This window comes from Phenylobacterium sp., from assembly GCF_020402505.1.
GTDB lineage: Bacteria > Pseudomonadota > Alphaproteobacteria > Caulobacterales > Caulobacteraceae > Phenylobacterium.
The window spans coordinates 17935-29217 of sequence record NZ_JADBZL010000214.1 but is presented as its reverse complement, the minus strand read 5'-3'; the positions used below and the strand labels follow the sequence as shown (position 1 = coordinate 29217).

At 70.1% G+C, this 11283-nt stretch carries 12 protein-coding genes; 7 read left to right on the top strand and 5 right to left on the bottom strand.

All coding sequences use genetic code 11. The annotated features are described in order from the left end of the window. Positions 1–668: DNA recombination protein RmuC (locus IM632_RS13915; protein WP_296552497.1), on the bottom strand; the 668-nt coding region annotated here is incomplete at its 3' end. A 38-nt stretch (positions 669–706) separates the two neighbouring features. Then, positions 707–1309, bottom strand: a complete 603-nt coding sequence (gene recR, locus IM632_RS13910; RefSeq protein ID WP_296479465.1) for a recombination mediator RecR — start codon at positions 1307–1309, stop codon at positions 707–709. 210 nt (positions 1310–1519) lie between these two features. On the opposite strand from recR, the gene IM632_RS13905 reads away from it, so the two are divergent. The 7 genes from IM632_RS13905 to ahcY all read left to right on the top strand — a co-directional run bounded on the left by IM632_RS13905 (position 1520) and on the right by ahcY (position 7860). Continuing rightward, positions 1520–2227 carry a response regulator transcription factor gene (locus IM632_RS13905; RefSeq protein WP_296479463.1) on the top strand — a complete coding sequence of 236 codons (708 nt, stop codon included), beginning with the start codon at positions 1520–1522 and terminating at the stop codon, positions 2225–2227. Further along, complete coding sequence (locus IM632_RS13900; protein ID WP_296479460.1) at positions 2196–3770, top strand: stimulus-sensing domain-containing protein; 1575 nt, start codon at positions 2196–2198, stop codon at positions 3768–3770. The genes IM632_RS13905 and IM632_RS13900 overlap by 32 nt, the downstream gene beginning before the upstream one ends. Further along, positions 3767–4258: an HPr kinase/phosphorylase gene (locus IM632_RS13895; RefSeq protein ID WP_296499158.1), complete on the top strand. Its 492-nt coding sequence runs from the start codon at positions 3767–3769 to the stop codon at positions 4256–4258. The genes IM632_RS13900 and IM632_RS13895 overlap by 4 nt, the downstream gene beginning before the upstream one ends. 10 nt (positions 4259–4268) lie before the next feature. Then, on the top strand, positions 4269–4673 hold the full coding sequence (locus IM632_RS13890) for a PTS sugar transporter subunit IIA (RefSeq protein WP_296479456.1): 405 nt from the start codon (positions 4269–4271) through the stop codon (positions 4671–4673). Further along, positions 4670–4942, top strand: coding sequence for an HPr family phosphocarrier protein (locus IM632_RS13885; RefSeq protein ID WP_296479454.1), 273 nt, complete (start codon positions 4670–4672; stop codon positions 4940–4942). The genes IM632_RS13890 and IM632_RS13885 overlap by 4 nt, the downstream gene beginning before the upstream one ends. A gap of 15 nt (positions 4943–4957) precedes the next feature. Next, positions 4958–6379 carry a CYTH and CHAD domain-containing protein gene (locus tag IM632_RS13880; RefSeq protein ID WP_296479452.1) on the top strand — a complete coding sequence of 474 codons (1422 nt, stop codon included), beginning with the start codon at positions 4958–4960 and terminating at the stop codon, positions 6377–6379. Positions 6380–6468: 89 nt separating this feature from the next. Then, on the top strand, positions 6469–7860 hold the full coding sequence (ahcY, locus tag IM632_RS13875) for an adenosylhomocysteinase (RefSeq protein WP_296479450.1): 1392 nt from the start codon (positions 6469–6471) through the stop codon (positions 7858–7860). Positions 7861–7924: 64 nt separating this feature from the next. Here ahcY and IM632_RS13870 read toward each other — a convergent pair whose 3' ends face one another. From IM632_RS13870 to IM632_RS13860, 3 genes are all read right to left on the bottom strand, one after another. Continuing rightward, positions 7925–9163 carry an LLM class flavin-dependent oxidoreductase gene (locus IM632_RS13870; protein ID WP_296479449.1) on the bottom strand — a complete coding sequence of 413 codons (1239 nt, stop codon included), beginning with the start codon at positions 9161–9163 and terminating at the stop codon, positions 7925–7927. Between the two features lie 99 nt (positions 9164–9262). Then, entirely contained in the window at positions 9263–10126 is an 864-nt protein-coding gene (rarD, locus tag IM632_RS13865; protein ID WP_296499160.1) for an EamA family transporter RarD, read from the bottom strand. 51 nt (positions 10127–10177) lie between these two features. Continuing rightward, a complete protein-coding gene (locus tag IM632_RS13860; RefSeq protein WP_296499163.1) occupies positions 10178–11200 on the bottom strand; it encodes an aspartate-semialdehyde dehydrogenase in 1023 nt (340 codons plus the stop codon). Between the last annotated feature and the right edge of the window lie 83 nt (positions 11201–11283).

The window sequence follows — 11283 nt, the reverse complement described above, 5'->3', positions numbered from 1 at the left end:
GGGGCGTCCTGGGCGTCAAGGAAGGCTCCGATGGAGACCTTGGCGTCGATGACAAGCTCGCCGCCGCCGGGCATGCGCACCACCACGTCGGGCCGCTGCCGGCGCTCTCCGGAAGTAGCCGTGACCTGCTCGAGAAAGTCGAACCGGTTCTGCAGGCCGGCCATCTCCAGGACATTGCGCAGGGTCTGCTCGCCCCAGCGTCCCTGAACGCCGACCCCCCGGCGCAGGGCGGCGGTGAGCTTCTGGGTCTCGTCCCGCGCGGCGGTGGAGGCCTGGAGGAGGGCGCCGATCTGCTCGCGCAGGCCGCCGGTCTCCTGCGCCCGGGCGGTCTCCATGTCGGTGACCTGCTTCTGGAACTTCTCGAGGGTCTCGGTCACGGGCTTGAGCTGGCCGGCCAGCTTCTCCTCGGCCAGCTTCTCGCGCAGCTCGAAGCTCTCATTGGCCCGGGCGAGGAGCTGCTCGGCGATAGCCCCAGCGGCCTCGGCCTGCAGCAACTCGGCGTTGCGGGCGGCCATGTCCTCGATGACCTGGACCCGGGCGGCGACGGCCTGGAGGTCGAAGATCCGCGCCTCGGCGCGATCGGCCCGGCCCCGCTCGAGCACGGCCCAGACCACGGCGACCAGGGTCAGGGCGAAACCCAGGAGAGCGATGAGGAGTTCGGAGTTCATGAAGTGTTCCTAGGCGGGATTCGCCGCCGTGTCACGACTCAGGCCGGGCGGCGCGCGCGCAGGGCCTGGGTCAGGGTGCCGTCGTCCAGCCAGTCCAGCTCGCCGCCTACGGGCACGCCCCGGGCCAGCAGGGTCACCTCGGCTCCGGAGGCGGCGAGGCGCTCGGCGAGATAGTGGGCGGTGGTCTGGCCATCCACCGTGGCGGGAAGCGCCAGGATGACTTCCCGAACGCCCCCGGCCGCGACCCGGGCGACGAGGTCGGCCACCCGCAGGTCCTCGGGGCCGACGCCGTCCAGGGCCGAGAGCAGACCGCCCAGGACGTGATATCGGCCCCGGAACGCTCCGGCGCGCTCCAGCGCCCAGAGGGCGCCGGCCTCCTCCACCACGCAGATCAGGCCCGGATCGCGCGTTCCGTCCGCGCAGACCGTGCACGGGTCCCGGGTGTCGAGGGCGCCGCAGGCGCTGCAGGCCCGGACCTTGGCCGCCGCGTCCGCCAGGGCCTCGGCGAGGGGGGTCATGAGCTGCTCGCGCCGCTTCAAAAGCGTGAGGGCGGCGCGGCGCGCAGAGCGGGGTCCCAGTCCGGGCAGGCGGGACAGGAGGCTGATCAGCCTTTCGATCTCGGGTCCGGCGGATGCGGCCAAGGCCCCTGCCTCCAATGGGTCGGTAACAGGTCTCAGGGTGCACCCCGGGGGGTGATTCTGTCCAAGCCCACGCGTCGCAGACGGATGAGGACATGGTGCGGGGCCCCCGCACCGCACCGCGATCGGCCATCCGTCCCGGCCTCCGCCCCATTGAGGCCACAGGCCTGCGGGACTAGGGTCGAATCGTTGGCGACAGGAACAGACGCACCCATGGCCCGGATCACCCTCGTAGACGACGACGAGAACATCGTGACCTCGGTGAGCCTTGCGCTCGAGAGCCAGGGGCATTCGGTCAAGGCCTATTACGACGGCGCCTCGGGCCTGGCGGCCCTCGAGAACGACCCGCCCGACCTGGCCATACTGGACGTCAAGATGCCGCGGATGGACGGGATGGAGGTGCTTCGGCGACTGCGCCGCACCTCGGACCTGCCGGTGATCATCCTCACCTCCAAGGACGATGAGATCGACGAGCTCCTGGGGTTCAACCTCGGCGCAGACGACTACATGCACAAGCCTTTCAGCCAGCGCCTGCTCATCGAGCGGGTGAAGGCGGTCCTGCGGCGCGCCAGCGGCGGGGCGGACGAGAGCGGGGATGAGCCCGAGGAGACCGCCACCCGGGCGCTCAGGCGCGGCCGTCTGACCCTGGACCCGGCCCGGCACGACTGCCTGTGGAACGACCGGCCGGTCAAGCTGACCGTCACCGAGTTCCTGCTGATCCAGGCCCTCGCCCAGCGGCCCGGCTTCGTGAAGAGCCGGGACAACCTGATGGACGCCGCCTACGACGACCAAGTCTATGTGGACGACCGCACCATCGACAGCCACATTAAGCGGATGCGTCGCAAGTTCCGGGAGGTCGACCCCGAGTTCGACGCGATCGAAACCCTCTATGGCGTCGGATACCGGTACCGCGAGTCCTGAGCCGGCGCGGCGGCGGTGGCGCGGGCCGCCTTCGTCGCGCCTGGGCCGGCTCATCCTCGCCCTCAACCTCCTCGGCCTGGCGGTCCTCATTGTCGGCTCCCTTGTGCTGAACGAGCTTCGCCGGGGGCTGGTGGAGGCGCGGATCGACAGCCTCACCACCCAGGGGGAGCTGATCGCCACCCTCATCGATCAGGCGGCCACCGTCGGGGAGCCCGTCCCCGCCCTCGACGCCGCCCGGGCCAGCGAGATCCTCCGGCTGCTCGCCAACCCCGGAGTCCAGAGGGCGCGCCTGTTCGACGCCCAGGGCCAGCTCGTCGCCGACAGCGACTGGATCGCCGACCGGGTGGAACAGAAGCCCCTGCCGCCGGCCCGTCCCCGCGGATCGCCGGCCGCCGCTCCGGAGGCGGCCCGGCCCCGGCCCTCCCCCGGGCGGGAGGCCCTCGAGGCGGAGGTCCGCCGGGCCCTGGAGGGCCAACGGGTGTCCGGCGTGCGACGGGCCGATCCCGACGGGCGGGTGGTCTCGGTCTCCTTCCCGATCCGTCATGTCCAGGCGGTCCTCGGAGTTCTCACCGTAGAGGCCGGGGACGTGGACAGCATCATCTCCCGGCAGAGGGCGGCCCTGGCGCCCTTCATCCTCCTGTCCATCGGCGTGACCCTCCTGTCCTCGGCCCTCCTGACCACCCTCGTCGCCCTGCCGGTCCGGCGTCTGGCCCGGGCGGCGGACCGTGTGCGCCTGTCCCGGGTCCGCTCCATCTCCCTGCCCGATCTGTCCCGGCGGAGGGACGAGCTGGGCGACCTGACCCGGGCCCTGGAGGCCATGACCGACGCCCAGTCCGAGCGGATGGGCGCCATCGAGCGCTTCGCCGCCGACGTGGCGCACGAGATCCGCAACCCCCTCACCTCCCTGAGGTCGGCGGTGGAGACCCTGGACATCGTCTCCGACCCGGAGGCCAGGGCGCGGCTGAACCGCGTGATCCGCCAGGACATCCAGCGCATGGACCGGCTGGTGACCGACATCTCCAACGCCTCGCGGCTGGACGCCGAACTCTCCCGGGAGCCGCCCCGCCCCTTCGATCTGCGGCGACTCCTTGAGGAGATCGTCCAAGCCTACGCGGCGGCGCGACGGGAGGGGGAGCCTGAGGTCCTCTTGTCCGGGACGGAGGGCGAGACCCCGGTCCTCGGCCGGGAGGGTCCGGCCGGGCAGGTCTTCCGCAACCTGATCGACAACGCCCGGTCCTTCAGCCCGCCTGGCGGGACCGTGCGCCTGTCCCTCTCCCGCGAGGGCGGCTGGGCGGTGGTCCTCGTTGACGACGACGGGCCGGGCATCCCCCCTGAGAACCTCGAGACCGTCTTCGAGCGGTTTTACACCTCCCGGCCCGCGGGAACGGCCTTTGGCGGCAATTCCGGCCTCGGCCTGTCCATCGCCCGGCAGATCGTCGCGGCCCAGGGGGGAACCCTGACGGCGGAGAACCGGACGGATCCCGCCGGGGAGCGGATCGGCGCCCGGTTCGTGGCGCGCCTTCCCCTCAGGCCGGGGGCGTGAGCCCGGCGCGACATGCGGGCCTCCTGGCCCTGTGGTCCGGCCGCCGCTGGAAGGGTGTCCTGGTGCAGGGGCCCTCGGGGTCGGGAAAGAGCGACCTCGCCCTCCGGGCCCTCGAGATCGGCTTCCGCCTGGTGTCCGACGATCGCACCCTCGTCTGGTCCAGCGGCGGGGCGGCCTACGGAAGGGCCCCGGAGACCCTTGCGGGCCGGCTTGAAGTCCGCGGTGTCGGCGTGCTCCGGGTTCCCGCCCTGGACTTCTGCCGGATCGACCTGGTCGTCGCCTCCGGCGCCCCCGAGCGCCTGCCGGATCCCGAGGTCACGGACCTGTCCGGAACGGCGGTCCCACGCCTTCTCCTTCGCCTGACAGACGCCTCGGCGCCACACCGGATCCGGGAAGCGCTTTGCCGTCTTGGAGCCGGACCGGAAGAGTCGTATCAAGGCCGCCTCCCGGCGCCGACGGCGCCCACAATGGGTGAGTCAGCCCCTTGAAAGCCTTCTGATGATCGGCCTCGTCATCGTGACCCACGGCCGTCTCGCCGAGGAATTCCTCCTGGCCATGGAGCACGTGGTCGGGCCCCAGTCGGGGATTGCAACCATCTGCATCGGCCCCGAGGACGATATGGAGAGGCGCCGGCGCGACATCCTCGCCGCCTGCAGCCGGGTGGACGTCGGAAGCGGCGTGATCCTGCTGACCGACATGTTCGGCGGCACGCCCTCCAACCTCGCCATCTCCGTCATGGAAGAGACCCGGGCGGAGGTGATCGCCGGCCTCAACCTGCCCATGCTGATCAAGCTGGCCAGCGTCCGCTCGCGCCTGGATCTGGCGGACTGCGTGGCCCAGGCCCAGGAGGCGGGGCGAAAATACATCTCTGTCGCCTCCTATGTCCTGGCGGGGGACAAGTGACCGCCCGCGCCCGGGTCGACATCATCAACAAGCGCGGCCTGCACGCCCGCGCTTCCGCCAAGTTCGTCAAGACCGCCAACGGCTTCGACGCCGAGGTCCGGGTGGCCAAGGACGGCGCCGAGGTCGACGCCCGCTCCATCATGGGGTTGATGATGCTGGCGGCGGGTCCCGGATGCTGCATCGACATCACGGCCGAGGGGCCCCAGGCCGAGGCGGCCCTCGCGGCCCTCGTCGCCCTGGTGGCGGCCCGTTTCGGTGAGGACGAATAGCCCGGCGGAGGGGCCATGACGCCCGAGGTGGAGATCAAGTTCGCCTGTGAGCCCGCCACGCTGGACGCCCTGGCGGCCCGGGCCTTCACCGCCCCCGCCCGCGACCGGCGACTGGTCTCGGTCTACTACGACACCCCCGACGGCCTCCTCGCCGGCCGCCATGTCTCCTTGCGCCTGCGCACGGACGAGACCGGACGGACGGTCCAGACCTTCAAGACCGGCCAGGGGCTGGGTCGGCGCGAAGCCGAGAGTGAAACGGCGCCAGGGCGACTGGACCTGACCGGAGCCGAGCTCCAGGCCGTCCTCTCCCCCGACGACCTTGCGCGGCTGGCGCCCCGATTCACCGTCCAGGTCCGGCGCCGGACCTGCGAGATCGAGGCCGGAGAGTCCCGGATCGAGCTGGCCCTGGACCAGGGCGAGATCCTCGCCGGCGGCGAGCGACTGGCCATCTGCGAGGCCGAGCTGGAGCTCCTCTCGGGGGCTCCCCGGGACCTCTTCACCCTGGCCCTGGACCTGGTCGCAGAGCTTCCTCTCACCTTGTCCCTGCGGTCCAAGTCTGACCGGGGAAACCGGCTGGCGGCGGGAGGCGCGGCGGCTCCCGCCGACGGCCTTCCGCCGGACCTGTCCTGCCGCGAGGCCCTGCGCCTGGCCCTGGTGGCCGCCCACGGAGAGGTTGCAGCCCAGGTCCTCCAGACGGCCGGGGACCCTTCGGTGGAGGCGGTCCATCGGCTGCGGGTGGCGCTCCGTCGCCTGCGCAGCCTGCTCTCGGTCTTCCGTCGCCGGTGGGATCCGGGGAATCCGTCCGCCCTCAGGACAGGCCTGCGGGACCTGTCCCGGGCCTGCGGGGAGACCCGGGAGCTGGACGTTCTGCTCGAAAAGGCCGATCCCTCCGGGGCCCTCGTCCCCGCCCTGCTCGCCGCCCGGCGGCGGGCGGCCGCGGCCCTGGTGGAGACACTGTCGAAGGCGCCGGCCCGGACCACCCTCCTGGAGGGGCTGATCTTCGCAGAGGCGGGTGACTGGCGGAACGCGCCCGGCGGCGAGGCCGCCGCGGCTTCCGGTCTTGGTGAGGATCTCCGCCGCCGATGGCGCCGGGTTCGCCGGCTGGGAGAGGCCTTCTCCGACCTCGGACCCGACGAGCGCCATGACCTGCGCCTGCGAATCAAGGCTCTGCGCTATGCGCTGGAAACCCTCGACCTGCCCGAGTGGCGCCCCCTCACCCAATCCCTGTCGCCGCGACTGAGGTCCGCCCAGGACGCTCTCGGCGCCCTCAACGACGCCGACTCGGCCGAGGGTCTCCTGAAGCGGCTGGACCTGTCCGGCGACCCCCGGCGGGAGGCCGCCCGGCTGGTGGCGGGATTAAAGCGACGGGAGGATCGCGCCCGGGCCCGGAAGGCGGTCCGGCGGCTGGTGAAGTCGCCGCCCGCCCTGTTCACATAAAGCATTCTTTATGTCCTGGTTGCAGGGCGACCCCCCGGGGCGTATAGGACAGGCGAGGCGGCGAAGGTCCGCGCGACAGGAATCCCGACATGACCGACTATGTGGTGAAGGACATTTCCCTGGCCGAGTTCGGCCGCAAGGAGATCGCGATCGCCGAGACCGAGATGCCCGGCCTGATGGCCGTGCGCGCCGAGTTCGGGCCGTCCCAGCCCCTGAAGGGCGCACGCATCGCCGGCTCACTGCACATGACCATCCAGACGGCGGTCCTGATCCAGACGCTTGAGGCCCTGGGGGCCGAGGTGCGCTGGGCCTCGTGCAACATCTTCTCCACTCAGGACCACGCCGCGGCGGCCATCGCCGACGCCGGCACGCCGGTCTTCGCCACCAAGGGCGAGACCCTGCTGGAGTACTGGGACTACGCCCACCGGATCTTCGAGTGGGCCGACGGCGGCTATCCGAACCTGATCCTCGACGACGGCGGCGACGCCACCCTGCTCTGCGTGCTGGGCCCCAAGGCCGAGAAGGACCCCTCGGTCCTCTCCAACCCGCAGAACGAGGAGGAAGAGGCCCTCTACGCCGTGATGAAGCGGTACCTGAAGGAGAAGCCCGGCTTCTACACCGCCATCCGCAACGCCATCGGCGGCGTCTCCGAGGAGACCACCACGGGGGTCCACCGCCTCTACCAGATGGCCGAGCGGGGCGAGCTGCCCTTCCCCGCCATCAACGTCAACGACAGCGTCACCAAGTCCAAGTTCGACAACCTTTACGGCTGCCGCGAGAGCCTGGTGGACGCCATCCGCCGGGGCACGGACGTCATGCTCTCGGGCAAGGTCGCCGTGGTCCTGGGCTATGGCGATGTGGGCAAGGGCTCGGCGGCCAGCCTGCGCAATGGCGGCGCCCGGGTCATCGTCACCGAGATCGACCCGATCTGCGCCCTGCAGGCGGCCATGGAGGGCTATGAGGTCCAGACCATGGAGGACGTGGCGGACAAGGCCGACATCTTCGTCACCGCCACCGGCAACAAGGACGTCCTGACCGTCGATCACATGCGGCGGATGAAGAACAACGCCATCGTCGCCAACATCGGCCACTTCGATTCCGAGATCCAGATCGCGGGCCTGCGCAACTACCGCTGGGACAAGATCAAGGACCAAGTCCACCACGTGGAGTTCCCGGACGGCAAGAAGATCATCGTCCTGTCCGAAGGCCGGCTGGTGAACCTGGGCAACGCCACGGGTCACCCCAGCTTCGTGATGAGCGCCTCCTTCACCAACCAGACCCTGGCCCAGATCGAGCTGTGGACCAACGGGAAGGCCTACGACAAGAAGGTCTACACCCTGCCCAAGCACCTCGACGAAAAGGTCGCCCTCCTGCATCTGGAGAAGCTGGGCGCCAAGCTGACCAAGCTGACCGACGACCAGGCGGCCTATATCAGCGTTCCGGTGACCGGCCCCTTCAAGCCCGAGCACTACCGCTACTGACGGCGCCGGAGCGTTTCCTGGCCCCAGTCGCCCGGAGGGGACCCTGAAGCGACCCTGAGACCCCCTACGCCAGGTCCTTGGCCGCCTTGTTCAGGTCGGGGGCGTTGGGCGAGCGCATGGCCACGCCGGCCTCCATCCCCGCCTTGAGCGCCGCCGCGGCGCCCTCGTGAGACAGGATCTTGCTCATCACCGCCTGCCCCGCCCGGTCGAACCATTCTCGGTTCTCGATGACGAAGGCGCGCGAGTCCCGGTAGCCGTCCAGGAAACCGTTGATCTCGGGGATGACGTACCGGCCGACCAGGTCCCAGCTGCGCAGGGTGTTCTCGCGGTTGGCCCAGTCGTGGACGAACCCAAGCACCACGCCGAAGCCGCCGGACGAGGCCTGGAGCTTGCGAATGGCGGCGACGAGGTCGTCCGGCGTGCCGATCACGGCGGCCGCGCCCTCGACGTCGACGGTCTGCTCAAGCGCTTGTTCCGGGGAGATAAACGGCGCCGCGCCGGGCCGCATCAGCGTGCCGACCTGGTACTCGTTGTGCCAGTGCATCAGGCCCTTGGCCGCCTGGGCCCGGGCCTCCTCGCGGGTCTCGGCGATGTGCCAGGACATCAGCACCCGCCAGTTCTTCCGGTCGATGACCTTGCCCGACTTGGCGGCGGCCTCCTCGGCGAAGCCCCACTGGGTGGGCAGGGCCGCGAGGCCCGCCTCGGAGTTGGAGCCGATGGACAGGACGCCCATGCCGTACTTGCCCGCCAGGGTCATGCCTGAGGGGCTGACCGAGGAGGCGACCACCATCTCCATCTCCTCCTGCAGGGGCAGGAGCTGGAGGCGGGCGTCGCGCAGGGTGAACCACTCGCTCTCGTGGGTGACCCGCTCGCCGGCCAGCAGGCGCCGGATCACGCCGATGGCCTCGTCCTGGCGGTCGCGCTGGGTCATGGGATCGATGCCCAGGGTGTGGGCGTCGGAGGGCAGGGCGCCGGGGCCTGTGCCCAGGATCACCCGTCCGCCGGTCATGTAGTCCAGCTGCACCATGCGCTGGGCGACGTTGAAGGGGTGGTGGTAGGGCAGGGAGATCACCCCGGTGCCCAGCCGGATCCGGGCGGTGTGCTCGCCGACGGCGGCGAGGAAGAGCTCCGGCGAGGCGATCATCTCCCAGCCGGTGGAATGGTGCTCGCCCACCCAGAACTCGTCGAAGCCCAGCTCCTCCAGCCGGACGGCGAACCGGATGTCGTTCCGGAACTGGAGCCGGGGATGCTCGCCGATGGGATGGTGGGGCGCCAGGAAGGCGCCGAACTGGGTGCGGGCCATGGAATTCCTCCGGAAATGCACAGACTTCGCCGACGTCCCAAGGACGACCGGTCGTTGCGAGATACCGATAGACGCGGGGGCGGAATACGCAAGCGCCCGTCAGGCGCCGAGGTTCCGGGTCCGCCGCCAGAGGCCAAAGATGTAGGTCGCCGCCCCCGCCCAGATGAAGGCGAAGGAGGCGCCCCTCAAGGCGGTGAAGGGCTCGCCCTGGGCCAGGCCGATGCCGAAGCCGATGGTCGGGCCGATGAACTGCAGGAAGCCCATGGCCGACAGGGGCATGCGCCGGGCCGCCCAGGCGAAGAGGACCAGGGGGATGGCGGTGATGGGTCCCGCCGCCAACAGCCAGGCCGCCGCGGCCGGGGAGTCATCCACATGACCCTGCCCGGTCAGGGCCAGATACGCCATCCAGAGCGCGCCGGGGACCGCCAGAAAGAGACACTCGACGAAGAGGCCCGTCTGAGCGTCGGCCTGGACCTGCTTTCGCACCACGCCATAGGCCCCGAAGGTCAGGGCGAGCACGAGGGCCACCCAGGGAAAGTGACCCAGGGCCAGGCCCTGCAGGGCGACGCCGAGTCCCGCCAGGACGATGGCGGCCAGGCCGAAGCTGTCGAAGCGCTCGCGGAAAATCAGCGCCCCTGCAGCCATGTTAAGAAGCGGCGTGAGATAGTAGCCCAGGCTGCTCTCCAGGACCCGACCGGCGTTGACGCCCCAGACATAGAGGGCCCAGTTGCCGCCGATCAGGAGGGCCGACAGGGCGAGCCTCCCCAGAAGCCGGGGAGAGCGCAGGACCGCCGCCACCTGGGCGCCCTGGCGGGCGAGGACGACGAAGAGCCAGGCGGCCAGGCTTCCCCAGACCGCCCGGTGGGCGAGGATCTCCCAGGAGTCCGCGCCCAGCCGGCCCATGGCCTGGAAGAAGAGGGGTGAAAAGCCCCAGAAGAGATAACACAGAACCCCCGCGCCCAAGGCGGCCCGGGAGGCGCTTTCAGTCGAAGGCGAGCCCTCCCCGACCACCCGTCAGCGGGCGCCGATCAGGCCCCGCTCGTCGAGGAGCTGGGCGATCTGCACGGCGTTGAGGGCCGCGCCCTTCCGAAGGTTGTCGGCCACGACCCACATGTTGAGGCCGTTCTCGACGGTGGGATCCCGGCGGATGCGGCTGACGAAGACCGGGAACTCGCCCTGGGCCTCCTTGGGCGTGATGTAGCCCTTGTCATTGCGCTGATCGATGACGATCAGGCCCGGGCTGTTGCGCAACAGGTCGCGGGCCTCGTCCTCGTCGAGGGGCTCGTGGAACTCGATATTCACCGACTCCGAGTGGCCGACCATGACCGGCACCCGCACGCAGGTGACGGTGAGGGCGATCTCGGGGTCGATCATCTTGTGGGTCTCGTTCCACATCTTCGCTTCCTCGTCGGTGTAGCCGTCGTCGTTGAAGGCGCCGATGAAGGGGATGACGTTGAAGGCGATCTGCTTGGGGAACTTCTTGGGCTCCGAGGGGCCGAGGACAAAGACGCCCTTGGTCTGGTCCCAGAGCTCGTCCATGCCCTCCTTGCCCGCGCCGGAGACCGACTGGTAGGTCGACACGACGACTCGCTTGATCCGCGCCCGCTCATGCAGGGGCTTCAGGGCCACCACCAGCTGGGCGGTGGAGCAGTTGGGGTTGGCGATGATGTTCTTCCGGTCCGCCCACTCGACGTCGTCGGGGTTCACCTCCGGCACCACCAGGGGCACGTCCGGATCCATCCGCCAGGCCGAGGAGTTGTCGATCACGACGGGGCCGGCGGCGCCGATCTTCGGGGACCAGACCTTGGAGAAGGACCCCGACACGCTCATCAGCACCAGGTCGACGGTGGAGAAGTCGAACTGCTCCACGTCCTGGCACTTCAGGGTCTTCTCGCCGAAGGAGACCTCGACGCCGATGGATTTGCGGCTCGCGATCGCGTGAATCTCGTCCACGGGGAATTCCACTTCCTCAAGGATGTTCAGCATTTCGCGGCCCACATTTCCCGTGGCCCCGACGACGGCGACGCGATAGCCCACCTTTGTCTCTCCTTCACAGATCGGACGGTCCCCCTACGCCCCGTGCGCCCCCAGCGCAAGGCGAGGCCCCTTGCTGCATTGCG